Raw genomic sequence first — 25,007 nt, 5'->3', positions numbered from 1 at the left:
CTCAGCGATTGGCGAGCATGTGTCGGGCCACGATCACCCGCATGATCTCGTTGGTGCCTTCCAGTATCTGATGTACCCGCAGGTCGCGCACCAGCTTTTCGATCCCGTAATCGGCCAGATAGCCATAACCGCCATGCAGTTGCAGGCATTGGTCCACCACCTTCGATCCGGTCTCGGTAACGAACTTCTTGGCCATGGCGCAGAACTTGCTGGCATCGGGTGCGCCCGTGTCCAGCTTCCACGCTGCGTGCCGCAGAAAGGTGCGGGCGGCCTGCAACTCGATCTCCATATCCGCAAGGCGGAATTGCAGCCCCTGAAACTGGTCGATGCTCTGGCCAAAAGCCCTGCGTTCGGACATGTATTGCAGCGTCATGTTCAGCGCGGTCTGCGCGGCCCCCAGTGAGCAGGCAGAGATGTTCAGCCGTCCGCCATCCAGCCCCATCATCGCATATTTGAACCCGTCGCCCTCGCTGCCGACCAGATTGCCCGCCGGGATTTTGCAGTCGTCGAACTGCACCTGCGCGGTGGGCTGGCTTTGCCACCCCATCTTCTGTTCCAGTGCGCCAAAGCTGAGGCCGGGCGTGCCATCCTCGACATAGACGGTCGAGATGCCCTTGGGGCCGTCCTGACCGGTGCGTACCATGCAGACATAGGCATCGGAATAGCCGCCGCCCGAGATGAAGGCCTTGGTGCCGTTCAGCGTATAGCCCTCATTGGTGCGTTCGGCGCGGGTTTTCAGCGCCGCGGCGTCCGAGCCGGAGCCGGGTTCGGTCAGGCAATAGCTGAGTACGGTGTTCAGGCTCAGCACATCGGGCATGATGCGCTCTTTCAACGCGTCATCGGCAAACATATCCAGCATCTTGGCGCACATGTTGTGGATCGACAGGAAGGCCGCGACCGAGGGGCAGGCCATCGACAGCGCCTCGAACACCAGCGTCGCGTCCAACCGTCCGAGCCCGGCGCCGCCGCCGTCCTCGGACACGTAAAGCCCGCCGAACCCCAAGGCACCGACCTGCGGCCAGAGATCCTTGGGGATGGTGCCGTCAGCCTCCCACTGACGGGCAAAAGGCGCGATCTGCTCCTGCCCGAAGGCATGGGCCATATCGAAAACAGCGCTCTGTTCCTCGGTCAGGGCGAAATCCATGAGGTCTCCTCTACCGGCATGGTTCGAAAATGAACGGGTGTTAAATTAATACGGGCGCGATCCCGCATGATCAAGCGACAATCCCGCAAATGCCCTTTGCAGGAATGCAAAGTGAAGGCGGGTCTCCGCCTCTCGCCGTGGCAATTGCGCTTGGGTGGCGGTCGACATCCCTCGTCGATGCCCCTCAGAGATCGGCGTGAAATTCCTCGATCAGATGTTTCACCACCGCCTGTCCGGGATCATCGCCACGCGCGCTGGCTTCGGCGTGGACGCGGCGCTGGCGGGTGGCCGATGTGCCGCCTTCGGCGATGCGGCGCAGGCGGGCCAGATCGCCCAGCGTTCCCAGCGCTTCGGCGTCCTCGGCCAGCATGCCCATCAACTCATCGACCAGCAGGCTCATCTGCTTGATCGAGCGGTCGCCGAAATCGATCATCCCTTCGCTGACCCCATAGCGTTGCGCCCGCCAGCGGTTCTCGCCGATCAGGAAGCGGTCATAGGTGCGCCAGCGCAGATTGCGCGATTTCAGCCGACACAGCATGCGGATCAGCGCCTGATTGAGGGCGGCCAGCGCCAGCGTGTGTTCGAGCCGGGGCTGCACATCCATGATCCGCGTCTCTAGCGTCGGATAGCTATGAGACGGGCGCAGGTCCCACCAGATCTTGGTGGTGTCCTCGATCACGCCCATCTCGATCAGCGTGCCGGTGGCGCGCTGATATTCCGACCAGCTGTCGAATTTGGGCGGCAGGCCGGTGCGGGGCAGATTGTCGAACACGGTCAGCCGATAAGAGGCCAGCCCGGTATCCTCACCGTTCCAGAACGGCGAGGAGGTGGAAAGCGCCAGCAGATGCGGCAGGAAGTAGCTGAGCTGTGGCATCAGATCGGCGCGCAGGGCCTTGTCGGCGACACCGATATGGACATGCATGCCGCAGATCAGCATCCGCCGCGCCACACCGCCCAAAGCGTGTTGCAGCGCGTCATAGCGGTCTTTGCGGGTATGCGGTTGGTCCTTCCAGTTCGCAAACGGATGGCAGGACACCGCAATGGGCGCCAGATTGTGTTTCGCCGCATGCAACGAGACGCAGGCGCGCAGCCGTTTCAGGTCATCGCGAGCGCTGGCGATGGTGACATGGGGGCGGGTGCCGACCTCGATCTGGCATTGCAGGAATTCCGGGCTGACCTGGCCTTCGAACTCGGCCTGACAGGCGGCCATCAGCGCCTCGGGGGCGGTGGCCAGCGCGCCGCTGTCCTTGTCGACCAGCAGATATTCCTCTTCGATGCCCAGCGTGAAATTCTGCTGCATCCGGTTCCTCCCTTGGTGCGCGCGCCCTGATTGGCTGCCCTTTGGACCCGCCCCGAACGGGTTGGACGTATTGAATTTATGTAGCTTAGCCAGATTGCTGGCCTCTGGTCGAGTGCAAGGATGCGGGCGCGGACTTGTCGCAGGACGGTCCGCATGCGCTAATGCCCCGGTCCCGGAGAGGCAGAAACGGAGTCAGGTCATGAGTTGGAACCCCGCCCTCGATATAGCCATACCCACCGGCGATGCCGTGGACGCGATCGAAACCGTCATTGTCCCGCGAACCCGTGATGTCGGCGGGTTCGAGGTGCGCCGCGCACTGCCTGCGCCCAGGCGGCAAATGGTCGGCCCGTTCATCTTCTTCGACCAGATGGGACCGGCCGAGTTTCTGACCGGGCAGGGGATCGACGTGCGCCCGCATCCCCATATCGGTCTGGCCACGGTGACCTATCTCTACAAGGGCCGCCTGCATCACCGCGATTCGATGGGGATCGATCGGTGGATCACGCCCGGTGCGGTGAACCTGATGATCGCCGGAAACGGTGTCACCCATTCCGAGCGCACCGATGGCGAAGCCCGGCGCGGGCCGATGGAGATGTTCGGCATCCAGACATGGCTGGCCCTGCCGGACGCGCAGGAGGACGATCCGGCTGCGTTCGAACACGCACCGGCTGATGCGCTGCCGTTGCTCGAGGGCGAGGGCAAGCAGGTGCGCCTGATCCTCGGCGATGCCTGGGGCGCGCACGCGCCGGTCGCCACCCCCTCCGAGATGTTCTATGTCGATGCGCTGCTGGACCCGAATGCCGCCATTCCGCTGCCCGACAATCACGAGGATCGCGGGGTTTACGTGGTCGACGGCGAGGTGAGCGTTGGTGGCCAAAGCTTCGAGGCGGGCCGGATGATGGTCTTTCGCCCCGGTGACCGGTTGAGCCTGAAAGCGGGCCCGCAGGGCGCGCGGCTGATGATGTTGGGCGGCGCGGCGTTCAGCGGGCCGCGCTATATCTGGTGGAACTTTGTCGCCTCGTCGCGCGACCGTATTGATGCCGCCAAAGAGGCATGGCGCGCGGGCGACTGGGCGCATGGACGATTCCGCCTGCCACCGGGGGACGATGCCGAGTTCACGCCCTTGCCAGCACGGTGATTGCGTGGCGGACCGGGGCCGGGTTGCGAAATCGTAAGATCGATCCGAAAAAAGTACGATTGCGTGCTTGACGCTGCACCGTGCTGCCCATAATACACGCAAACGCTCGGGCGACCGGGCAGACAGCGGGCGGTTGTAGCTCAGTTGGTTAGAGTGCCGGCCTGTCACGCCGGAGGTCGCGGGTTCGAGCCCCGTCAACCGCGCCACTGCTGTCATCCCCGGACCCGGGACAAGCGGTCCATGAAAACGATGCGCGGTTGTAGCTCAGTTGGTTAGAGTGCCGGCCTGTCACGCCGGAGGTCGCGGGTTCGAGCCCCGTCAACCGCGCCATTTTCCCTTTCATTCGGTAATCCAGTTCGCAGTTGACCTGTTCGGGAACGTGGTATTGTGCCCTGCGGGTCTATTTCGGCCCACGACGGGGGGAGACCGACCATGCCGACCAAGATCAAGACCAAGAACCAGAAGCCCAGAAAGAAGGTCTTCACCATTTCCGGCAATGATCTGGATGCGCTGACCACGATCCTCGACAAGCGTGACACATGGGGGGGCTACCGGCCAAATGTCTCGCTTGTGCCCAAATACGACAAGTCCAAGAAAGTGACCGAGATCACCGTCACGCTCAAGCCGGTGATGGACATTCCGAAATGGAAGGAACTGTCCAAGAGCACCAAGAACCGTCAGGCGGAATGGAACCGCATGGTGATCGCGCTGGAAAAGTATCTGCGCAAGCTCTACGCGCTGTCGCTCGAGGCGCTGGTCAAGGTGGTGAAGGATCTGGAGGGCAAGGACGGCCTCGACAAGGCGGCGTTTGTCAAAGAGCAGAAGAAAGCCAAGGACGCGATTGAAAAAGCGGCCAGCGACTATGACAACAAGCAGCTGGGCGGCTACAAGCAGGGCGTCGAACTGGCGGATATCCCGCCCGATCCGCCTGAGGTCAAGCAGGCGATCTCAAAGCCCAAGCTGGTGATCTATTCGGTCGGGGGCAAGACCATCGAACAGGTCTTCAAAGCGCTCAACAAACGCAAGTTCTGGGGGCGTTACCGGTCGAACCAGTCGAAATCGGCCACCTATCAACTGGACGGCCATATCAAGACCATCACCGTGACCGCCAAGCCCGTCATCACCATGCCAAAATGGAAAAACTACTCGAAAGGCAACAAGGGGCAGAAAGGCACATGGGACAATATGTGGAAGAAGCTCAAGGCGCATGAGGATAATCACCACAAAATTTTCCTGAAATGTGTCAAGACCTTCGAGGCCGATCTTAAAGCCAGCAACGTCACCAAGAAGGAACTGCCGACCCATTGGCGCGACGAGACCAAAAGCTGGCAGGATGATCAGGATGCTTACGACTCGCCCGGCCAGTCCGATCACGGGATCAACGAAGGGGTGGAGCTGGATTTCTCGCATGATCCCTGAGCGGAGGCGCTGCGCGCAGGCTTGACCCGAGGCTCGGCCCTTCCTCCAATTGGAACCGGGCATTCCGCCCGCGCGAGGGTAGATGAGTATGCAAGTGCACAGGGATGACCGCCTGATGATCTGGACGCTCGATCGTCCAGCGCAGGCAAATGGCATCGACGCGGCAACGATGGCAGCTATGGAGGCGGCGCTGACCAGGCTGGAGGTGCCGGGCAGCCTGTTCAGTTGCCTGATGATCTGCGGACAAAAGAATGTCTTTTCCACCGGGCTGGATGCGGAGATGCTTGAGGTCTGCTTTCAGGATCGCGCGGCATTCACCGCCGCTGTCCGCCGCATGGGCCTTGTGCTGGACCGGCTGGCGGCGCTGCCGCAGGTTGTGATTGCCTGCGTTGATGGCGAGTGTCGTCTGGGCGGGCTGGAACTTGCTTTGGCTTGTGATCTGATCGTGGCCGGGCAAAGCGCGGCGATCACTGACGGGCATCTGGGTTTTGACGCGATGCCGGGCGGGGGCGCGACCAAGCGGCTGCCAGCGCGGCTGGGCTATGGGCGCGCCCTGCAATTCCTGCTCGAATCGCCCGATCTGGATGCTCAGGCGGCCTGTGCAATGGGGCTGGTGGATGTGGTGGCGGACGGGTTGGCCAGCGAACGTGGCGCTCAGATCGCAAGAATCGTGACCGACCGCGATCCGGGCCTGATGCGCGACCTCAAGGCCAGCCTGCGGGCGGTCTCTCCACCCCCCGCAGATCAGTCGTTTCTGGATGCGTTCCAGCGCTCGGTGATCAATCGCCTGATCCCCGAGTAGCTACGACCGCGTCAGCGCGTCCAGCACCCGCGCCCAGGACCGGATGCCCTTGTGAAAGCTGTTGAGGTCGTATTTCTCGTTGGGTGAATGGATCGCGTCATCCTCATTGGCATAGCCGATCAGCATTGCATCCATCCCGAGAATGTCCTTGAAGAACCCCACAACCGGGATCGAGCCGCCCATGCCGGTGAACACCGCCTCGCGGTTCCATTCGTCCGACAGCGCCCCGCGCGCGGCCTCGAACTCGGGGCGGTGGATATTCATCACCGAGGCGCGCGAACCTTCCAGATCATTGTCCCAGACCACCTTGGCGTCGGGCGACAGCTGATCCTCCACATGTTTGCGGATCCTGTCGCGCAGCGCATCGGGGTCCATGTCGCCCACCAACCGGCAGGTCAGCTTGCAATGCGCCTCTGACGGGATCACCGTTTTGGAGCCCGCGCCGTTATAGCCGCCCCAGATGCCGTTCACCTCCAGCGTGGGCCGCGCCCATTGCTGTTCCAGCGTGGAATAGCCCTGTTCGCCATGGGGCTGGCTGTAGCCCACCGATTTCAGGTAATCGGCCTCGTCAAATCCGCAATTCTGCCACTGGCGCAACTGCTCGGCGGGCACTTCATGCACGCCCTCATAGAACCCGTCAACCGCGACGCGGCCGGTTTCGGGATCGTGGAACGAGGCGATGATGCGGGAAATCTCGCGCAGGGGGTTCAGGCCCGGGCCGCCGTAATGGCCGGAATGCAGATCAATTCGGGGGCCGACAATAGTAAACTCATCCTTCAGCATACCGCGCAGTTGCGCCGCGATCGAGGGCACCCCGCGCGACACCATCGAGGTGTCGCAGACCAGCGCCAGATCAGCGGTCAGCTCGTCCTTGTGGGCCTCGAGGAAGGGCACCAGCGAGGGCGAGCCGCTTTCTTCTTCGCCCTCGAAGAAGAAGGTGATGCGGCAGGGCAGGGTGCCATGCACCGCTTTCCAGGCCCGGCAGGCCTCGACAAAGGTCATCAACTGGCCCTTGTCATCGGACGATCCGCGGCCCCGGATGATGGTGCCATTTTCGGTCTCGTGCAGGTCTGGATCGAACGGCGCGCGCTGCCACAGCTCCAGCGGATCGACCGGCTGCACGTCGTAATGGCCATAAAACAGCAGATGCGGGCCGCTGTCACCGACATGGCCCACCACCATGGGATGGCCGGGGGTGGCGCGTTTTTCGGCCTTGATGTCGTTGCTCTGCAGGTCGCGCACCAGCCAGTCGGCGGCCTGATCGCAGTTTGCGGCATAGGCAGGATCGGTTGAGATCGACGGGATGCGCAGCAACTCCATCAGGCGGTCGGTGGCCGCAGGCAGGTCGCTGTCGATTCGTGCCAGCACGTCAGCAAGAGACATTCGTGAACTCCGAAAGATTTTGTGATTTTCCGGGTTGGACCGTATCATGGTGGCGAGGGCTGTCCAGCTAGACTTGATTGAAGTCAAAGATGCGACATGACGCCCCTGTCTAATCTATTGATTGAACGGGGTAGGGGATGTATCCACCTCTAACGCAAAAGCGGTCGCCGGACCGTCGCCCCGAGTCAGATCGGGGCGGAAGCCAAGGAGAAGCATGTTGGACTATACCGCACAGCTTGATACCGCCATTGCGCGTCTGCATGAAGAAGGCCGGTACCGGACGTTCATCGACATTGAGCGCCGCAACGGTCATTTCCCGCATGCGGTCTGGACCCGTCCCGATGGCACCCAGCAGAATATCACGGTCTGGTGTGGCAATGACTACCTTGGCTTGGGCCAGAACCCGGTTGTCCTGAACGCGATGCACGAGGCGGTCGACGCCGCTGGCGCGGGCTCGGGCGGGACCCGCAACATCTCGGGCACCACGGTCTATCACAAACAGCTTGAGGCTGAACTGGCCGATCTGCATGGCAAGGAATCGGCGCTGCTGTTCACCTCGGCCTATATCGCCAATGACGCGACGCTCAGCACGCTGCCCAAACTGTTTCCCGGTCTCATCATCTATTCCGACGCGCTGAACCACGCCTCGATGATCGAAGGCGTGCGCCGCAATGGCGGGGCCAAGCGCGTCTTTCGTCACAATGACGTGGCGCATCTGCGCGAGCTGCTCGAGGCCGACGATCCCAAGGCGCCCAAGTTGATTGCCTTTGAATCGGTCTATTCGATGGATGGCGATTTCGGCCCGATCGAAGCGCTCTGTGATCTGGCCGACGAATTTGGCGCGCTGACCTATATCGACGAGGTGCACGCGGTGGGCATGTATGGCCCGCGCGGTGGCGGCGTGACCGAGCGCGACCGTCTGTCGCACCGGATCGACATCATCAACGGCACGCTGGCCAAGGCCTTTGGCGTGATGGGCGGCTATATCGCGGCGTCGGACAAAATGTGTGACGCGATCAGGTCTTACGCGCCGGGCTTCATCTTCACGACATCGCTGCCACCGGCGGTTGCGGCAGGGGCTGCGGCCTCGGTTGCCTTCCTCAAGCGCGCGCCGGAATTGCGCGAGCAGCACCAGACCCAGGCCAAGGTCCTCAAGCTGCGCCTGAAAGGGCTGGGACTGCCGCTCATTGATCACGGATCGCATATTGTTCCGGTGATGGTCGGAAATCCGGTTCACACCAAGAAGTTGAGCGATATGCTGCTGGAAGATCACGGCATCTATGTCCAGCCGATCAATTTCCCGACGGTTCCGCGTGGAACCGAACGGCTGCGCTTTACCCCATCCCCGGTTCACGGCCCCGATGAAATGAACGCATTGGTGCACGCGATGGACCAATTATGGTCACATTGTGCGCTAAATCGCGCCGAACTTGCCGGATAAGCTCTTAGCTGAGTATGCAAATCCCATAGCTGCGTGTTACAGTTGAGTTAACAATAAGCGTGAACGAATCGCATTGGGGCGATTCCATGCACTGCTTACACTCGCGGCAGGCAAAACGGGGCGGCAGGAATGATTGGGCGTAGATCCCAACGTATTGAATCCGAGGAGTCGGACGTCGTGAGACCCAAGGGGTTTGACGACTTTGAGCTGCGACTGGGTGATACCATGCGCGGCGAACGGGCCACGTTGGGCAAGTCGCTGCTGGATGTGCAGCGTGAATTGCGGATCAAGGCCAATTACATCGCCGCCATCGAAAACTCCGACCCGTCCGCCTTTGATACGCCCGGTTTCATCGCTGGCTATGTCCGCTCTTATGCGCGGTATCTTGGCATGGACCCGGATGAGACATTTGCCTCGTTCTGTGCCGAAAGCGGGTTCGAGGTGGCGCATGGCATGTCGGCGCAGGCCTCGGTCATCAAGAAGTCCGGCTCCGAGGTCATTACCAAAGGGTCCATCGGACATGACCCGTTCATGTCGCCCAACACGCCTTTCATTCCCGGCGGCGAGTCGGTGTTTTCGCAGATCGAGCCGCGCGCCATCGGCTCGCTGATTGTGCTGGTCGCGCTGATCTCGGGCATCGGATATGGCGGCTGGACCGTGCTCAAGCAGGTGCAGCGGGTGCAGCTGGCACCGGTGGAACAGGCGCCGGTGGTGCTGGCTGATCTCGATCCGCTCGAAGGGGCGCTGATCACCGAAGAGCCGGGCGCCGAAGATGGTGCGCCGAGCGCGGATGCGCTGGACCGGCTCTATCGTCCGCAGGCGTTGGATGTGCCAGTGTTAGTTTCGCGCGATGCGCCGATCTCAACCCTTGATCCGCGCAATGTCGGCAGCTTCCGCCCACCGGAACTGCCCGAGGTGCAGATTGCCGATTATCAGCGCAAAGAAGAACTGATCGGGCCGCAGATTCCGTCGGTTCCGCAGGTGGTCGAAGACGCCGCGCCAAGTCTGCAGATGATCGCGGTCCGTCCCTCCTGGGTGCGGGTGACGGCGGCGGATGGCACGCATCTCTATGAAAAGATCATGGAGCCGGGCGAAAGCTATGAGGTTCCGCTGACCGAAGAGCCGCCGAAGCTGCGCGCGGGCGAATCCGGCGCGGTCTATTTCGTGGTGAACGGTGCGCATTATGGTCCGGTCGGCGACAAGGGCGTTGTGACCAAGAATGTGCCGCTCTCCATCGACGCGGTGAACGAGCGCTATCAGGTCGCCGACATCAAGCAGGATGGCGATCTGGCCCGTGTTGTGGCCGAAATGCAGACATTGCCGGACGAAACAGCGCAGCCCACGCAGTGATCTGACCGTTGCGGGGCGCCGCGCATCGCCCTATGTATCCCCCAAAGACACAGAGATTGGCACAGAGCCGCAGACAGGGACCCCCATGTCGCTCAATCACGTGCGCCCCTGGCGCAACATATACCGCCGCAAATCCCGTCAGATCATGGTGGGCAACGTGCCCGTTGGCGGTGATGCGCCGATTTCGGTGCAGACCATGACCAACACGCTGACCACCGATGTGGCGGCGACAGTGGCGCAGGTAAACGCCGCTGCCGAGGCGGGAGCGGATCTGGTCCGTATCTCGGTGCCGGATGCGGCCTCGTCGAAAGCGCTGAAAGAGATCGTCAAAGAAGTGACGGTGCCGATCGTCGCCGACATCCATTTCCACTATAAACGCGGGATCGAAGCGGCCGAGGCGGGCGCGGCCTGCCTGCGCATCAATCCCGGCAATATCGGTGACGAGGCGCGGGTCAAAGAGGTCATCAAGGCGGCGCGCGACCACAATTGTTCGATCCGGATCGGGGTGAATGCGGGCAGTCTGGAACGACACCTGCTGGAAAAATATGGCGAACCATGCCCCGAGGCGATGGTGGAAAGCGGGCTCGAACATATCCGCATTCTTGAAGACAACGATTTCCACAATTTCAAGATCAGCGTGAAGGCCAGCGACGTGTTTCTGTCTGCCGCCGCCTATCAGGGCATCGCCGAGGCCACCGACGCGCCGATCCATCTGGGCATCACCGAGGCCGGCGGGCTGGTGAGCGGTACCATCAAATCGGCCATCGGGCTGGGCAACCTGCTGTGGATGGGGATCGGCGACACGATCCGCGTCAGCCTCTCCGCCGATCCGGTGGAAGAGGTCAAGGTTGGCTATGAAATCCTGAAATCGCTGGGCCTGCGCCATCGCGGCGTCAACATCATCTCATGCCCGTCCTGTGCGCGGCAGGGGTTTGATGTGATCAAGACGGTCGAGGCGTTGGAGAAGCGGCTGGAACATATCAAGACGCCGATGAGCCTCAGCATCATCGGTTGCGTCGTGAACGGGCCGGGTGAGGCGCTGATGACCGATGTGGGCTTTACCGGCGGCGGGGCCGGGTCCGGCATGGTCTATCTGGCGGGCAAGCAGAGCCACAAGCTGTCGAACGACCAGATGATCGACCACATTGTCGAGCAGGTCGAGAGGAAAGCGGCGGAACTGGACGCGGCACAAGAAGCGGCAGAATAGCGGGCGAAGCTTCAGACTTCGTTAGCGGTTTTCAGGCGCAAGCAGCCGCCCTTCCTTGACACCGATGGAGGTACGCGCCGTACACGAGAATGCTGGTGATTTGCGGTCCGCCAGGTCGGGAAACAGATCCAAAATTTCGTCTCGGGCATTATGGCTCATGGCATCCAGGCTTTGATCTGCCGGAAACAGGCTTTCTGTTGGGACCCCATCGGAAATGATGATTTCATGTGTGTCAAAAAGGACGTGGTAGTAGTCAACATACCCGCCCGGTTCGAAGCGGATTGAACTGTCATTGACCAGGGCTTTGGCGGGAATCAGAACCTCGTCCTCGCCAAAGAGCAGTTCTGCCCTCCAACCGGAGATCAGCAAGCGATGTTGTGGCGACAGTTTGAGCGTTCGGCTGTTGCCAATGGCGCCTTTCTGAAACACGACCGGGGCCATGTCGCCCTGGGCGAAACGCCTGGTCGCCCCGATCCACCGGATGGGTTGCGGTCCGTTGTCCTTGGTGATGATGAGATCACCGACTTTCAGTTCTTCAACCGAAACTTCGCCATCAACAGTTTGTATCTGTGTGCCCGACGCAAAACACACAACGATTTCGGACGGTACATTTGCAATGCCGGAAGCGGAGTATGTTGTTCCAGTGACAATCGGCGTGCCGCCCGGATATTGAACGAGGTGGGTCGGGATGAAGTTCGTGCCGCCGCCGATCACCATCCCCAATGCGTCCGGCCCGCCGGTTCCATCGATCTGTTGTTGCCAACCAAACGAAAGGGTCAGCCCAACCCAGCCTGCAGGCAGGGTCCCGCTCACAGCGGTAATGACGGGCAGGGCGGCCGTTTCGGTGTCGGGGAGGTTGTCGCCGATGCCAAAGGAGTCATCGTCCGAAATCGTGATCGTACCAACAACCCCCAGAGACGTGAACGTCGACCATGCGGTGCCGGTCACACCAATGACCTCGAAACTATACGTTGGCATATTTGCACCTCTGACCAATCGTTACGCACAAGAGCTGTTATTACTCCACCAGACGTGTCGTGCGCAACCATGGTGAGATCATGGTGTTTCAGTGGAAGTTCTGAGGAAAGTGAGCGCTTGGTGGCCCGAAAAGCCAAGCGATATGCTTCGGCTTTGCCACCCCCCAGACCCGGTTTGAACCTCAGACCTTTGCTACGTTGCGCCGGGCTTGCGCATTGGCGAGCCAGCGCAGGGCACCGCGCGGCTTACCCCTTTTCCGCACGCACACCGTCGGCGATCTGCTGCATCTGGTCCGCAGGCAGGAAGCCGCGCAGCATTTCCGTGCCCAGAACAAAGGATGGCGTTCCGGAGATATTCAGCTGTTGCGCCAACTCGCGGGTCTTGGCGATTTCCGCGCTCACCGCATCGCTGTCCATCGCCGCGACGATCGCGTCGCTGTCCAGCCCCAGACCGTCCGAGAGACGGCGCAGGGTGACCTCGGAGACATCACCGCCGAATTCCAGCAGCGCGTCATGGACCTGCTTATAGGCATCGTCGCCCGCCACCTGCTTGGTCGCCACCGCAAAGCGCGACGACAGAACCGAGGCCTCACCCAGGATCGGCAATTCCTTGATTACCAGACGGATATTGCCGTCTTCGGCCAGCAGGCTGGCGACTTCGGGCACGGCGCGGCGGCAATAGCCACAGCGGTAATCCATGAACTCCACCAGCGTGATATCGCCCTCGGGGTTGCCGCCGACCCAGCTGTAGCCGTCATTGAACAGCGCATCAGCATTGGCCTGCACAAGTTCCTGATCGGCAAGGGCGGTGGCCTGCTGCTGCTGTTGTTCCAGAACATCGATCGCTTCGACGATGATTTCGGGGTTTTCCAGCAGATAGGCGCGCACCTGTTCGCCAAAAGCGGCGCGTTCGGCGTCGCTCATGTTGGTCAGATCCAGCGCATGCGCCGGGGCAGAGAGCAGGGCCAGAGAGGTCAGGGCCGGAGCGGCAAAGCGGAGCATCATCGTTTCCTTTTTCGTTTTTCAGCACGTTTGGCGGCAAGAAGCACATCTTCGGCGCGTTGCCAACCGGGCGAGCCGGTTGGGAGCTGGCCAACGGCCCGTTGGGCATGCAGGCCCGCATCCTCCATCCGACCGGACAGGGCATAGCGTTCGGCGGTCACCAGCGAGGCCATACCATTCAGGCCCAGCTTTGAATAGGTCACCGCCAGATCGCGCATCATCCGCGCATCGCGGAAATCGCGGGTGCGGGCGCGTTCCAGCACCGGCAGCGCCTCTTTCGGGCGATCCAGCGCCAGCAGCGAGCGGCCATATCCGGCAAGAATCAGCGGCTCGGTGGGTGCGATCTCGGCGGCGGCGGCATAGGTCTGCATCGCCTCGGAAGTGCGGCGATTCTCCATCAGGATCTGACCCTTGAGTTCCAGGTAATAGGGGTCATCAGGCTTCAGGCTGAGCGCCCGGTCCATCGCGGCGCGCGCTTGCGACAGGTTCTGACTGCGGTGATAGGCGACGGCCTCGCGCATGGCGCGGACATCGGCATAGGGCTCCGCCTGCGCCCGGCGCATCGTCCATTTCGGGCTGCGCGTAAAGGCCGAGAGCTTGCCCTTGACCCGCGCGAACCAGTAATCGGCATTGGCGTTCGGTTCGGACGTGTCGCCATAGGCGGCCACATAAGCCTCGGCCGCCCGCATCCGGTCGCGGTTCAGCGGGTGCGAGCGCATGTAAGGGTCCTGCAGTGATTCACTCAGCGTTTCCTGCCCCATGAACTTGCGGTGCAGCTGGACCATGCCGCGGGGACTGATGCCGGAGGCGCGCAGGAAGCTGACCGCCGAGCGATCGGCGGCCGATTCCTCGGCCCGGGTATGTTTCAGGAACCCGCGCAGCGAGGACGTCCGCGACCCCGCCGCGATCCCCGCGCCCGCCTCGGGGCTTCCTGCGACGGCAACCGCCAGACCCAGCAGCATGCCAAGTGCGACATTGGATTGCGCATTCTGGATGTTGCCCATCCGGCGGGCGATATGGCCATTGGCGATATGGGCGGCCTCATGCGCGATCACCGCCTGCAGCATCTCGGCGTTTTCGACCTGCAGGATCAGGCCGTAATTGATGTAGATCGCGTTGTTGTCGAGGACAAAGGCATTGAATCTGCCATCATCGACCAGCAGCAATTTGACCCGCCGGGGGTTCAGCCCCGCCGCCCGCAGAATCGGAAAGGACAGTTCGCGCAGCCCGTTTTCGATGTCGGGATCGCGCAGCAGGCCCACTGCCGCAGCCGGGATCGTGGTGATCACGAAGAGCAGGCAGCTCAGCGCCAGAGCCGGGATTGACGCCAGCCGGGATACGCGATCAAAAGCCATGGCCGCAACATGGGAGATGGGCATGAGAAACTCAACCCGGTCCAGGGTCGATCCCTTCATCGTGATGGACGTGATGGAGGCCGCCCGCCGCGCCGAAGAGGCCGGGCGTCACATCATCCATATGGAGGTCGGCCAGCCCGGCACCGGCGCGCCCAAAGGCGCGTTGGAGGCGCTTGGCTCGCGGATGAATTCCGACGCGATGGGCTACACCGTGGCGCTGGGTCTGCCCGCGTTGCGCCAGCGCATCGCGCAGCTTTATGGCGACTGGTACGGTGTTGATCTGAACCCCGAGCGGGTGATCGTCACCTCTGGCTCCTCTGCCGGATTCCTGCTGGCGTTCACGGCGCTTTTCGACAGTGGCGACCGGGTTGGCATCGGCGCACCGGGCTATCCGTCTTACCGCCAGATCCTGCGCGCGCTGGGGCTGCAGCCGGTCGATCTGCCCACCGCGCCTGAACACCGGCTGCAACCGGTTGCGGCTGATTTTGCCGGGCTTGATCTGGCCGGTCTGATGGTGGCGTCTCCGGCCAATCCGACCGGCACCATGCTGGGGCGCGAGGCGCTGGGGGCGCTGATCGGCGCGGCGCAGGGGCAGGGCGCGTCGTTCATCTCGGACGAAATCTATCACGGGCTGGAATATGAGGCCAAGGCGGTCACCGCGCTGGAAATCAGCGACGAGGTCTATGTGATCAACTCGTTTTCCAAGTATTTCTCGATGACCGGCTGGCGGGTTGGCTGGATGGTGGTGCCCGAGGACCACATCCGCACGATCGAGCGTCTGGCCCAGAACATGTTCATCTGCGCGCCCCATGCCAGCCAGGTGGCAGCCCTTGCGGCGATGGATTGCGAGGATGAACTGCAGGCCAATGTGGATGTCTATCGCCGCAATCGACAACTGATGCTGGAGGGGCTGCCCGAGGCGGGCTTCACCAATATCGCGCCGCCTGACGGGGCGTTTTATGTCTATGCCGATGTGTCCGACCTGACCGAGGACAGCCGCGCCTTTGCGGAAGAAATCCTCGCGCAGGCCGGGGTTGCCGTGACGCCGGGGCTGGATTTCGATCCGGCGCGTGGCCATCACACGTTGCGGTTCTCCTACGCGCGGGCGACGGGCGATATCGAAGAGGGGCTGAACCGCCTGCGCAAATTCATGCGTGATCGCGGTTAGGTGTTTTCCCTGCGCCCCGCGCTCCTCTATGATCCCAGGAAACGGCACAGAAAGCCGGAGGCAATGAGCAGAATATTCATGATCGCAACGCTGGCCCTTGGGCTGGCCTTCGCGCCGCCGGGCACGCTTTGGGCGCAGGGTTTCGGCGGTCTGGCCCGCGTCGATTCCGGGCGCAGTCTGGTCGCTGATGCGGGCCGCGAGGTGGGCGTTGACCTGCATCTGAGCCAGGGCGTGCCCTACCGGGTGTTCACACTGGATGCGCCGCCGCGTCTGGTGCTGGACTTCAAGGAAGTGGACTGGTCCGGCCTCGATGCCGGTGACCTGAACAAAAGCGCGCGGATTTCGGATGTGAAATTCGGCACCTATGTGCCGGGTTGGTCGCGCATGGTACTGGCGCTGGCTGAACCGTTTACCGTTGCGCAGGCCGGGCTGCAGGTTGATCCCGTAACCGGTGGCGCGCATCTGGCGGTCAGGCTCGCGCCGGTAAGTGCCGAGGGTTTCGCCACCGCTGCCGGTGCGCCGCGTGACCCGCGCTGGGACCTGCCGGAGCCCGCCCAGCTTGACGGCCCACCACCGCGTGCGGCAGACGCGCCGCTGCGGGTGATGCTCGATCCGGGCCATGGCGGTATCGACCCCGGTGCCGAAACCGAAGAGGTGGTGGAAAAACACCTGATGCTGACCTTTGCGCGCGAATTGCGCGAGCTGTTGCTGCGCAGCGGTGGGTTCGAGGTGGCGCTGACCCGGGACGCCGATTACTTCGTCTCGCTGGAACGCCGCATCGCATTGGCGCATGAGGCGGGGGCGGATATCTTCATCTCGCTGCATGCGGACGCGCTGGCCGAGGGGCAGGCCCATGGCGCGACCGTGCATATGCTGTCGGACGAGGCCTCTGACATTGCCAGCGCCAAACTGGCCGAGCGCCATGACCGCGACGATCTGCTGTCCGGCGTCGATCTGAGCAATACCGATGACGAGGTCACCGACATCCTGCTGGATCTGGCGCGGCAGGAAACCCAGCCGCGCTCAAAAGCGCTGGCACGGGCGCTGGTCAACAATATCGCCGCACAAGGCGCGCCGATGAACAACCGCCCGCTGCGCTCGGCCTCGTTCTCGGTGCTCAAGGCCGCTGATATCCCCTCGGTGCTGGTCGAGATTGGCTTCCTGTCCTCGCCGCGCGATCTGGAGAACCTGATGGACCCGGCGTGGCGTGCGACCATGGCGACCGGCATCCGCAACGCGCTGCAGGACTGGCGGGCGCAGGATCAGGCCCGCCGCGCACTGGTCCGGCAGTAGCTGGACGTTATGTGCGCGGCGTTTCAGACGCGTCCAACCCCCTTATGCCATCTCGGTCGAGGCCCGTTTCAGGGCCTTTTCCAGCTCGGCTTCGATCTGGCGGGCATTGGCGTTCAGAATCTCTTCGGCGATCTCGGCGGCCAGACCTTTCTTGTCCAGCTGCGCCACCACCGCGTCGATCACCTGGGTTTCGGATTTGGCTTTGGACATGGCGTCGGTGATCACCGCCTCCAGCAGGTTCATGCGTTTTGTCAGCGCCTTCACGATGACCGGTCCGGTGAAGAATTTATGCGCCATGCGGATCATCGTCTCCAGCACCACTTCGGCACCGATCTTCTGGGTGATGCCCGGAAAGCGACCGACGATGCGCCCGATCTCCTTGCTGCCCCAGCGCCAGGAGGTCTTGGTCAGCATCCGTCCGAACCAGCGGTTGTTCACCATGCGACCGGCCAGTTTCGTACCGACGCCGTTCATGATCAGCTTGCCGACCTTGCCGCCGAGCCAGCCGGAAAACCCGCCTGCGACAGTGGCAAATGTCACCCGTTTGAACGAGCCCACCACGCCGCCTTGCTTAACCCATTGACCCTTGAGGATGTAACCATTTGCGAGCTCCTGCACGGTCGATTTGGTCGCCGCAACCCCAGCGCCCGCCAGCGCCGGGTTGATCCCATTGGTGACCAGAATGAGTTGCACGATGTCAAACGCCCCATCGCGCAGATCAACGGCGATCTCTTCGCAGATCTTGGCGCTCTGGCCCAGTTCCTTGGCCAGAATGTTCAGATCCGAGGCCACGGCGTTCAGCGCGATCTTGGTCTGGGTCATCTGCTTGAAGGCGGCCATCAGGCTTTTCTTGTTCTTGCTATAGGCCAGCGAGGTCAGCTTCATGATCTCGGAATGCGATTTTTTCAGCGATTTCGCGGGGCGTTCGATATCGGCATCCGGGGTCACCATCATGACCATGGCCGCGACCAGCCCGCTGCGCATTTCGATGTATTCGCTGTGGTAGTTCGATTGCGTGTCGATAAAGCGCATCACCTCGACATGCAGCCGTTTTGAGATGGCGCTCATGGCGTGATCCATATGCTCTTCGGTGAAGTTATACGTCTTGCCGCGCCACTTGACCTGATAGACCTTGCCCTTGAGCGGCAGGCCCTTGGCCTCCATCTGCTGCTTTTCGATCTTCTTGGGCGAGGCGGACAGCGCCTTGAAGGTTTTTGAACCCGGCTCGACCAGGCTGGTAACCCGCGTTTTGACCACGTCATGCTGGAAATGTCCGATCGCGGTAATGGTGATCTGATCAATCCGCCCCGATGTTCGTGGCGGTTTATAGCCGACGGCCTTGGCATGGGCCGCCAGCAGTTTCTGAACCAGTTTCACATCACCGGGATCGTTGACGGCACCTTTCCCCGCACCGACGGGTGAATTCAGTTTCGGCATAATGTTCCCCTCCTATAATGGAAACAATTTACCTGATGGGGGCGGGTTTATCTGTGAATAAGTTGACAATGGGCAGGGGGTGGCCCACGCGCCTGATCTGGCCGGGTGATCGGCAAAGGGACGCGCGCGCCACCTTGCGTGACGAAACGTTTCCGCTTCGTGTTTTGACGACCCGCAAGGGGATGCCTATATAGAGCCCATCGCACAAAAGGGCAGCAGCGTGATCCGGTTTATTCTTTCCTTCTTCGGGACGATTTTCACACTCGTCACATTGGGTATTTTCATGGCCGCGCTGACCATTGGCGGGGTGTTCTGGATGTATGGCCGGGACCTGCCCAGCCACGAGTCGCTGGCGCGCTATCAGCCGCCGACCATCAGCCGCATCTATTCCGGCGAAGGCACGCTGATCGACGAATTCGCCAAGGAACGCCGCCTGTTCACCCCGATCGAGGAAATTCCCGATCTGGTGAAACAGGCCTTCATCTCGGCTGAGGACAAGAATTTCTATTCCCACAAGGGCTTCGACATTCGCGGCATCGCAGCCGCCGGGTATGAAGCTATTCAGTCGCGCGGCGCGAATGTTCGCGGCGCTTCGACCATCCCGCAGCAGGTGGCCAAGAACGTGTTCCTGAGCGGCGAACGCTCGGCCGAACGCAAGATCAAGGAGATCATTCTGGCCAACCGCATGGTCACCTCGCTGAGTCGCGATGTGGTGCTTGAGATCTATATGAACGAGATTTTCCTGGGCCAGAACTCGTTCGGGGTGACGGCAGCGGCGCAGACGTTCTTCAACAAGACGCTGTCCGAGCTGGAGCCGCATGAGGCGGCGATGCTGGCGGCGATGCCGCAGGCGCCCAGCAAATACCATCCCGTCCGCGCCAAAGAGCGGGTGACCGACCGCCGCAACTACGTGCTGCGCGAGATGTTTGAAAACGGCTATATCAGCCGGGATGTCTATGAGAGCGAAAAAGAGAAACCGCTGCGCAGCGTGCAGAACGGTGATTTCGAAAGCTTCCGCACCGCGCTGCCGCCGCGCGACTATTTCACCGATGAAATCCGCCGCCAGCTGAGCGATGATTTCGGCGAAGGAGAGTTCTTTACCGGCGGCATGGCGGTGCGCGCCACGATCGACGAGGAACTGCAGGTCGAAGCCGCGCGCTCGCTGCGCGAAGGCTTGCAGAAATACGACCGGCAACGGGGCGTGTGGCGCGGCACCGATGTGGTGCTGCCCGCCGAGGTGCTGGGCGACGAGGCCGCCTGGCGTCAGGCGCTGGCCGTGGCCGAAGTGCCGCGTGACATCACGCTGGGCGGCAAATGGCACCCGGCGGTGGTGCTGTCGGTTGGCGATCAGCAAGTGACCGTCGGGGTCGAGGATGGAGACAGCGCCGGTGTTGTGCCGCGCGCCGATATCAAATGGATGCGCGGCAGTTTCCAGGACAATCTGACTGTTGGCGATGTGGTTCTGGTGCGCGCGGGCGAGGCGGCGGGCGAATACTCGCTGCGGCAGGTGCCCGAGGTGCAGGGCGGTTTTGTCGCCATGGATGTGAACTCGGGCCGGGTTCTGGCGATGCAGGGCGGGTTCAGCTATCAGGATTCGGTCTTCAACCGGGCCACGCAAGCGCAACGCCAGCCCGGGTCGTCGTTCAAGCCCTTCGTGTATGCGGCCGCGCTCGACAGCGGGTATAGCCCTGCAACCATCGTTGTGGACGCTCCGATCGAGGTCAATACGCCGCAAGGTCTGTGGCGACCCCGGAACTCATCCAACAAATTCTATGGCCCGACACCGCTGCGGACTGGCATCGAACGCTCGCGGAACCTGATGACGATCCGTCTGGCGCAAGAGGTGTCGATGCCGGTGGTCGCGGGTTATGCCGAGCAGTTCGGCGTCTATGACCATATGGGGGCTTATCTGGCCAACTCGCTGGGCTCGGAAGAGACGACGCTTTACAAGATGGTGGCGGCTTATGCGATGTTCGCCAATGGCGGCGAGCGGGTGGAGCCGACGCTGGTCGACCGTATCCAGGACCGCTATGGCGAGACCATCTATCGCCATGACGACCGCAACTGCGTTGATTGCAGCAATGACACCATCGCCCCCAATGCCGCCCCGCGGATCGAAACCAACCGCGAGCAGGTGATGGACCCGATCACCGCCTATCAGCTCACCTCGATGATGCGGGGCGTGGTTGATCGCGGCACCGCTGCACGCACGGTGAACCTGTCGGTGCCCACGGCGGGCAAGACCGGGACGACCAATGACGCCAAGGATGTCTGGTTCATCGGCTTCACCTCGAACATCGTCGCGGGCTGTTACATCGGTTATGACCAGCCGCGTTCGATGGGGCGTGGCGCCTTTGGCGGCAGCATGTGCGGCCCGGTGTTCCAGAGCTTCATGGAACATGCGGTCGAGAAATACGGCGGCGGCCCGTTTGACGTGCCCCCCGGTGGCTATTTCATCAAGATCGACCGGTTCACCGGCGCGCGCCTGCCCGACGATGCCAGTGGCGACTATGTGGTGGCCGAGTATTTCCGCGAGGGCGAGCAGCCGATCTTCGGCCTGACCTATGATGGCGGCTTTGCCATGGGCTCTGACCTGCCGCTGTTCGAAGAAGCGCAGCAGGCCGGTGTGTCGGTCACCACCTCGACCGGACGCAAGACCACGGTGGGGCCGAACGCCTCGCAAGGGACGGTCAGTTCCGGTGGGCTTTACTGAGATTCCCGGTTTAGCAGCGGGCGTGCTCCCTCCGTCTTGTGGAGGGGTCAGGCTCTTGCTATCACGCAAGCCACATTTGTGAAGTCAGGACATCCCCATGCGCGCCGAGACGCAGAATATTGTCGCCGAGATCGAAAAGTCGCTGGAGCTGCTGGCCCAGCGGATGGATTACGAGACCGCGCCGCACCGGCTGGAAGAATTCAACGCCCGCGTCGAGGACCCGAACCTGTGGGACGACCCGGAGGCGGCGCAGAAACTGATGCGCCAGCGCCAGATGCTGGTCGACGCCATGGACACCTACACATCGATCAAGACCGACATGAGCGACAATGTCGAATTGATCGAATTGGGCGAGATGGAAGAGGATGACGAGGTTGTCAGCGACGCCGAAGAGGCGCTGAAGGCGCTGCGGACCAAGGCCGCCGAGAAAGAGCTTGAGGCGCTTCTGGATGGCGAGGCCGATGGCAACGACACCTTCCTTGAGATCAACTCGGGTGCGGGCGGTACGGAAAGCTGCGACTGGGCCTCGATGCTGGCGCGGATGTATGTCCGCTGGGCCGAGAAGAAGGGCTACAAGGTCGAACTGCAATCGGAAAGCGCGGGCGAAGAGGCGGGGATCAAATCCGCCGCCTACAAGATCTCCGGTCACAACGCCTATGGCTGGCTGAAATCTGAAAGCGGCGTGCATCGGCTGGTGCGGATTTCGCCCTTCGATTCCGCCGCCAAGCGGCATACCTCGTTCAGTTCGGTCTGGGTCTACCCGGTGGTCGACGACAATATCGAGATCGAGGTGAACCCCGCCGATATCCGCGTCGATACCTACCGCTCGTCAGGGGCAGGGGGCCAGCACGTCAACACCACCGACTCGGCGGTGAGGATCACCCACATGCCGACCGGCATCGTGGTGACCTCATCCGAGAAATCCCAGCACCAGAACCGCGACATTGCCATGAAGGCGCTGAAATCGCGGCTCTACCAGCAGGAACTCGACCGCCGCAACGCTGCCATCAACGAGGCGCATGAGGCCAAGGGCGACGCGGGCTGGGGCAACCAGATCAGGTCCTACGTGCTGCAGCCCTACCAGATGGTCAAGGACCTGCGCACCAATCACGAGACCTCGGACACCAAGGGCGTGCTGGACGGTGATCTTGACGGGTTCATGGCCGCCACGCTTGCGATGGACGTCGCTGGCAAAAGCCGGGCCGAGGCGCAGGCCGACTAATGCTTGCTACCGAGGTCGCGGCGGACTAACGATCCCAATGTGGATGCAATGAGTTTTTCGAAACTCCTCCCGTTCGCGTGTTGCGCACGGGAAAAAGCGCATTTCGAACGGCTGTGAAGATGTGACCGTCCCCCGGCATCGGTTGCGAGCCGATTGTGCAAGGCTTCTTTCCTTACCAGGATGGCGTGATTAGAGTTCAATGCGGAGAACCGCACAGAACCGGTCAAGGAGGAGACGAGTGGTGGAGAGACTTTTTGGCGTGCCGTCCTTACGGGCCGCAGATTTTGAAATGATCAGGAATGCGTTGCGTCTTGGCTTGCGGGATTATCGCAAGGCGCCACTCTTCGGCGTTCTCGTTTCCGCGCTCTTTGTGCTTGGCGGCTGGCTGATCGTCTGGATCACCTTGCAGACCGGCACCACCTTCTGGCTGGTTCTGGCGGCCATCAGCTTTCCCATGCTCGGGCCGTTTGCGGTTGTCGAACTTTACGAAGTGTCGCGCCGGATAGAAGCTGGCGAGCCGCTGGAATTCGGCGCGATCTTCTCGGTCATGCTGGATCAGGGGCGCCGTCAGATGCCCTCGATCTGTGTCATTATCGTTGTGGTGTTCCTGTTCTGGTTCTTTCTCGGCCACATGATCTTTGCCCTGTTTCTGGGGCTGACCACGATGACCAACATTTCATCCTCGATGGAGGTGTTCCTGACCCTGAACGGGCTGATCATGCTGGCGATGGGCACGGTTGTCGGCGGGCTGATTTCGCTGTTGCTCTATATGCTGACGGTCCTGTCCATCCCGATGCTGCTGGACCGGGAACTGGATTTCGTCTCGGCCATGATCGCAAGCTACAAATACGTGGTTGCCAATGCCAAGGTGATGCTGCCCTGGGCAGGTTTCATCGCCCTGATCACCTTTGTTGCGATGATCCCGTGGTTTCTGGGCCTGTTTCTGGTGCTGCCGATGCTGGGTCATGCCAGCTGGCATCTCTATAGCGCGATCTCGCATGACGCGCCCGTAGCAGACAAAGAAGGTCAGGTGAGCGCGTAATCCGCGCGCAGATGTGTGATCTCCAGCGTTGAAAGCTGGTCGCCGGTGAGGGCGCCGACACGCCGCGCGGCGCGCTTGATACGGGCTCGATCGCGGCCCAGATGCTCGTAAATCACCGGAAAAGCCCGTTGGCAAATGGCGGCGTCCGGGTGGTGCAGCACGTGGCCGGTCCAGACCGGCATTTCGATTTGCGCCAGGCGCGTAAGAAAGGTGGCGGCCGCGTTTTGCGCACCGCGTTGTGAGGTCACCAGCATGAGCCCGCCCTTCTGGCAAGTGGCATAGCCGCGAAACTCATGGCGGGGGCGGTGGGCGCCCCGCGCTGCATGGCCGCGCACAAAGACCCCGTCAGCATGACGGAAGATCAGGATCAGCGTCGAAATGTAACCATCCGGTTCGCCACCGGTGCGGCAGGTGACCTGATAGAGCCCGGAGGGCAGCGCGCCCTCTCTCAGCGCGCCGGGCTTCGGAGTCAGGTAATCCTGCAGGAAATCACTGCCCGGCAGCGGCGCCGGCTGTGAGATCGCCGCGACCGGATGCAGCAGTATGCGCGCATCGGTGCCGAAGAAGCTGCAGATCCGGTCCAGCACATCGGGGCGGGGAAAGCTCTCGCCCGAGAGATAGCGGTTGAACTGTGTCCGGTTGATGCCCAACTGGCGCGACAGTTCCGAGATCGAGGGGTAGGTTCGCGACAATTGACGCAGATTGTCCCCGAATATCATACGAAGTTGCGTCGGGGTCCGTTGAGTTCTTGGCATTTCTGATCCGGTCGCGGCAAGGGATGTTTGGCCAGAACCAGAAAATCGGGCCCATGACCCGACCGATGACCGAAATGGCTAACGATGACACAAAACGGCACCGGTGGAGGTGCCGCAACGATGCGCACCCTAGCTGCAAACGGTCAAAAATCAACTATTTTGAGGTATTATACCTGCACATTTTTGGGGATATGCACGTTAATCGCAAATTGAAGGCCTGCGGCATAACCCGCCCCCTGTCGGGCGCGGGATCATCTTTTGCCGTAGATTGCACGGCTCAATCGCCGCGCATCAGCGCCGCGACACCGGTGCGGGCGACCTCGGACAGGCCCAGCGGCCGCATCAGGTCGGCGAAGGCGTCGATCTTGTCCGGCGCGCCCGTGATCTCGAACACAAAGGAGGTCAATGTGCTGTCGACCACGCTGGCGCGAAAAATGTCTGCCAGCCGCAGCGCTTCGACCCGCTTTTCGCCGCTGGCCACGACCTTGAGCATGGCCAGTTCCCGCTCGACCGAGGCACCTTCGACGGTCAGGTCGTGCACGTCGTGGACCGAGACGATCCGGCCCAACTGCGCCTTGATCTGCACGATCACCTGCGGGGTGCCGGTGGTGACGATGGTGATGCGGCTCAGGTGGCCGGCATGGTCCACCTCGGCAACGGTCAGGCTTTCGATGTTATATCCGCGGCCCGAGAACAACCCGATCACACGGGCCAGCACACCGGGTTCGTTTTCCACCAGCACCGCGATGGTATGGCGCTCCTGCACATCCGAGAAATTCGGACGCAGGTTATAGGCCGAATGGCGGGTGGAGCCTTTTTTGATATGTAGGGCAGACATTTACGTCCCTTTCTTACATCT

General features: G+C 61.8%; 20 protein-coding genes and 2 tRNA genes. 13 read left to right on the top strand and 9 right to left on the bottom strand.

The annotated features are described in order from the left end of the window. Position 1: 1 nt before the first annotated feature. Entirely contained in the window at positions 2-1,144 is a 1,143-nt protein-coding gene (locus tag M3P21_RS05940; RefSeq protein WP_249707676.1) for an acyl-CoA dehydrogenase family protein, read from the bottom strand. A 184-nt stretch (positions 1,145-1,328) separates the two neighbouring features. After that, positions 1,329-2,444: a carboxylate-amine ligase gene (locus M3P21_RS05935; protein WP_249707674.1), complete on the bottom strand. Its 1,116-nt coding sequence runs from the start codon at positions 2,442-2,444 to the stop codon at positions 1,329-1,331. A 199-nt stretch (positions 2,445-2,643) separates the two neighbouring features. Between M3P21_RS05935 and M3P21_RS05930 the strand changes: the two genes are divergently transcribed. The 5 genes from M3P21_RS05930 to M3P21_RS05910 all read left to right on the top strand — a co-directional run bounded on the left by M3P21_RS05930 (position 2,644) and on the right by M3P21_RS05910 (position 5,803). Then, a complete protein-coding gene (locus tag M3P21_RS05930; RefSeq protein WP_249707673.1) occupies positions 2,644-3,582 on the top strand; it encodes a pirin family protein in 939 nt (312 codons plus the stop codon). Between the two features lie 129 nt (positions 3,583-3,711). Then, positions 3,712-3,788 (top strand) — tRNA-Asp (locus tag M3P21_RS05925). Between the two features lie 47 nt (positions 3,789-3,835). Next, a tRNA-Asp gene (locus tag M3P21_RS05920) sits at positions 3,836-3,912 on the top strand. Positions 3,913-4,014: 102 nt separating this feature from the next. After that, the gene (locus M3P21_RS05915) at positions 4,015-5,001 is read left to right on the top strand and encodes a DUF922 domain-containing protein (protein WP_249707671.1); all 987 of its coding nucleotides are present in this window, start codon (positions 4,015-4,017) and stop codon (positions 4,999-5,001) included. Positions 5,002-5,116: 115 nt separating this feature from the next. Then, positions 5,117-5,803: an enoyl-CoA hydratase/isomerase family protein gene (locus tag M3P21_RS05910; RefSeq protein ID WP_249707669.1), complete on the top strand. Its 687-nt coding sequence runs from the start codon at positions 5,117-5,119 to the stop codon at positions 5,801-5,803. Here the strand turns inward: M3P21_RS05910 and M3P21_RS05905 are convergent, their stop codons facing one another. Further along, entirely contained in the window at positions 5,804-7,186 is a 1,383-nt protein-coding gene (locus tag M3P21_RS05905) for a M20/M25/M40 family metallo-hydrolase (protein ID WP_249707667.1), read from the bottom strand. A 217-nt stretch (positions 7,187-7,403) separates the two neighbouring features. Between M3P21_RS05905 and hemA the strand changes: the two genes are divergently transcribed. From hemA to ispG, 3 genes are all read left to right on the top strand, one after another. Beyond that, entirely contained in the window at positions 7,404-8,627 is a 1,224-nt protein-coding gene (hemA, locus tag M3P21_RS05900) for a 5-aminolevulinate synthase (RefSeq protein ID WP_283780859.1), read from the top strand. A 129-nt stretch (positions 8,628-8,756) separates the two neighbouring features. Beyond that, positions 8,757-9,977, top strand: a complete 1,221-nt coding sequence (locus M3P21_RS05895) for a helix-turn-helix domain-containing protein (protein WP_249707663.1) — start codon at positions 8,757-8,759, stop codon at positions 9,975-9,977. Between the two features lie 85 nt (positions 9,978-10,062). Continuing rightward, positions 10,063-11,184 carry a flavodoxin-dependent (E)-4-hydroxy-3-methylbut-2-enyl-diphosphate synthase gene (gene ispG, locus M3P21_RS05890; protein WP_249707662.1) on the top strand — a complete coding sequence of 374 codons (1,122 nt, stop codon included), beginning with the start codon at positions 10,063-10,065 and terminating at the stop codon, positions 11,182-11,184. Between the two features lie 21 nt (positions 11,185-11,205). On the opposite strand, the gene M3P21_RS05885 is transcribed toward ispG, so the two are convergent. The 3 genes from M3P21_RS05885 to M3P21_RS05875 all read right to left on the bottom strand — a co-directional run bounded on the left by M3P21_RS05885 (position 11,206) and on the right by M3P21_RS05875 (position 14,542). Continuing rightward, complete coding sequence (locus M3P21_RS05885; protein ID WP_249707661.1) at positions 11,206-12,132, bottom strand: Hint domain-containing protein; 927 nt, start codon at positions 12,130-12,132, stop codon at positions 11,206-11,208. A gap of 275 nt (positions 12,133-12,407) precedes the next feature. Continuing rightward, complete coding sequence (locus tag M3P21_RS05880) at positions 12,408-13,166, bottom strand: DsbA family protein (protein WP_249707660.1); 759 nt, start codon at positions 13,164-13,166, stop codon at positions 12,408-12,410. Then, a complete protein-coding gene (locus M3P21_RS05875; protein ID WP_249707659.1) occupies positions 13,163-14,542 on the bottom strand; it encodes a M48 family metalloprotease in 1,380 nt (459 codons plus the stop codon). The genes M3P21_RS05880 and M3P21_RS05875 overlap by 4 nt, the downstream gene beginning before the upstream one ends. Here M3P21_RS05875 and M3P21_RS05870 point away from each other — a divergent pair. Together M3P21_RS05870 and M3P21_RS05865 are read left to right on the top strand one after the other, a co-directional pair. Further along, positions 14,541-15,686, top strand: coding sequence for a pyridoxal phosphate-dependent aminotransferase (locus M3P21_RS05870; RefSeq protein ID WP_249707658.1), 1,146 nt, complete (start codon positions 14,541-14,543; stop codon positions 15,684-15,686). The two genes, M3P21_RS05875 and M3P21_RS05870, sit on opposite strands and share 2 nt — an antisense overlap. A gap of 63 nt (positions 15,687-15,749) precedes the next feature. Next, positions 15,750-16,979, top strand: a complete 1,230-nt coding sequence (locus M3P21_RS05865; RefSeq protein ID WP_249707657.1) for an N-acetylmuramoyl-L-alanine amidase — start codon at positions 15,750-15,752, stop codon at positions 16,977-16,979. Between the two features lie 42 nt (positions 16,980-17,021). Here the strand turns inward: M3P21_RS05865 and M3P21_RS05860 are convergent, their stop codons facing one another. Further along, positions 17,022-18,416 (bottom strand): hypothetical protein, encoded by a 1,395-nt coding sequence (locus M3P21_RS05860; RefSeq protein ID WP_249707656.1) that lies wholly within the window; start codon positions 18,414-18,416, stop codon positions 17,022-17,024. Between the two features lie 220 nt (positions 18,417-18,636). Here M3P21_RS05860 and M3P21_RS05855 point away from each other — a divergent pair, with 220 nt between their 5' ends. The 3 genes from M3P21_RS05855 (at position 18,637) to M3P21_RS05845 (ending at position 23,393) form a co-directional block, all read left to right on the top strand. Further along, positions 18,637-21,129, top strand: coding sequence for a penicillin-binding protein 1A (locus M3P21_RS05855; protein ID WP_249707655.1), 2,493 nt, complete (start codon positions 18,637-18,639; stop codon positions 21,127-21,129). A 97-nt stretch (positions 21,130-21,226) separates the two neighbouring features. Then, on the top strand, positions 21,227-22,351 hold the full coding sequence (prfB, locus tag M3P21_RS05850; protein ID WP_249707654.1) for a peptide chain release factor 2: 1,125 nt from the start codon (positions 21,227-21,229) through the stop codon (positions 22,349-22,351). Between the two features lie 199 nt (positions 22,352-22,550). Next, positions 22,551-23,393, top strand: coding sequence for a DUF2189 domain-containing protein (locus M3P21_RS05845; RefSeq protein WP_373319955.1), 843 nt, complete (start codon positions 22,551-22,553; stop codon positions 23,391-23,393). Here M3P21_RS05845 and M3P21_RS05840 read toward each other — a convergent pair. Together M3P21_RS05840 and ilvN are read right to left on the bottom strand one after the other, a co-directional pair. After that, positions 23,378-24,112, bottom strand: coding sequence for a helix-turn-helix domain-containing protein (locus tag M3P21_RS05840; protein ID WP_249707650.1), 735 nt, complete (start codon positions 24,110-24,112; stop codon positions 23,378-23,380). The genes M3P21_RS05845 and M3P21_RS05840 overlap by 16 nt on opposite strands. A 313-nt stretch (positions 24,113-24,425) precedes the next feature. Beyond that, on the bottom strand, positions 24,426-24,986 hold the full coding sequence (gene ilvN / locus M3P21_RS05835) for an acetolactate synthase small subunit (protein WP_249707647.1): 561 nt from the start codon (positions 24,984-24,986) through the stop codon (positions 24,426-24,428). Between the last annotated feature and the right edge of the window lie 21 nt (positions 24,987-25,007).

Origin of the sequence: Ruegeria spongiae, assembly GCF_023502395.1 — a bacterium.
In the GTDB taxonomy this organism is placed as follows: Bacteria; Pseudomonadota; Alphaproteobacteria; order Rhodobacterales; family Rhodobacteraceae; genus Ruegeria_C; species Ruegeria_C spongiae.
Note: the sequence above shows the minus strand (reverse complement) of the source record. Positions and strands in the feature narration are given on the sequence as shown.

Coding starts and splice junctions, on each gene's coding strand:
- M3P21_RS05915 (WP_249707671.1), top strand. CDS start 4,015: ATGCCGACCAAGATCAAGACCAAGAACCAGAAGCCCAGAAAGAAGGTC.
- M3P21_RS05910 (WP_249707669.1), top strand. CDS start 5,117: ATGATCTGGACGCTCGATCGTCCAGCGCAGGCAAATGGCATCGACGCG.
- ispG (WP_249707662.1), top strand. CDS start 10,063: ATGTCGCTCAATCACGTGCGCCCCTGGCGCAACATATACCGCCGCAAA.
- M3P21_RS05940 (WP_249707676.1), bottom strand. CDS start 1,144: ATGGATTTCGCCCTGACCGAGGAACAGAGCGCTGTTTTCGATATGGCC.
- M3P21_RS05905 (WP_249707667.1), bottom strand. CDS start 7,186: ATGTCTCTTGCTGACGTGCTGGCACGAATCGACAGCGACCTGCCTGCG.
- prfB (WP_249707654.1), top strand. CDS start 21,227: ATGCGCGCCGAGACGCAGAATATTGTCGCCGAGATCGAAAAGTCGCTG.
- M3P21_RS05865 (WP_249707657.1), top strand. CDS start 15,750: ATGAGCAGAATATTCATGATCGCAACGCTGGCCCTTGGGCTGGCCTTC.
- M3P21_RS05860 (WP_249707656.1), bottom strand. CDS start 18,416: ATGCCGAAACTGAATTCACCCGTCGGTGCGGGGAAAGGTGCCGTCAAC.
- M3P21_RS05895 (WP_249707663.1), top strand. CDS start 8,757: ATGATTGGGCGTAGATCCCAACGTATTGAATCCGAGGAGTCGGACGTC.
- ilvN (WP_249707647.1), bottom strand. CDS start 24,986: ATGTCTGCCCTACATATCAAAAAAGGCTCCACCCGCCATTCGGCCTAT.
- M3P21_RS05845 (WP_373319955.1), top strand. CDS start 22,551: ATGCGGAGAACCGCACAGAACCGGTCAAGGAGGAGACGAGTGGTGGAG.
- M3P21_RS05930 (WP_249707673.1), top strand. CDS start 2,644: ATGAGTTGGAACCCCGCCCTCGATATAGCCATACCCACCGGCGATGCC.
- M3P21_RS05875 (WP_249707659.1), bottom strand. CDS start 14,542: ATGCCCATCTCCCATGTTGCGGCCATGGCTTTTGATCGCGTATCCCGG.
- M3P21_RS05880 (WP_249707660.1), bottom strand. CDS start 13,166: ATGATGCTCCGCTTTGCCGCTCCGGCCCTGACCTCTCTGGCCCTGCTC.
- M3P21_RS05840 (WP_249707650.1), bottom strand. CDS start 24,112: ATGATATTCGGGGACAATCTGCGTCAATTGTCGCGAACCTACCCCTCG.
- M3P21_RS05870 (WP_249707658.1), top strand. CDS start 14,541: ATGAGAAACTCAACCCGGTCCAGGGTCGATCCCTTCATCGTGATGGAC.
- M3P21_RS05935 (WP_249707674.1), bottom strand. CDS start 2,444: ATGCAGCAGAATTTCACGCTGGGCATCGAAGAGGAATATCTGCTGGTC.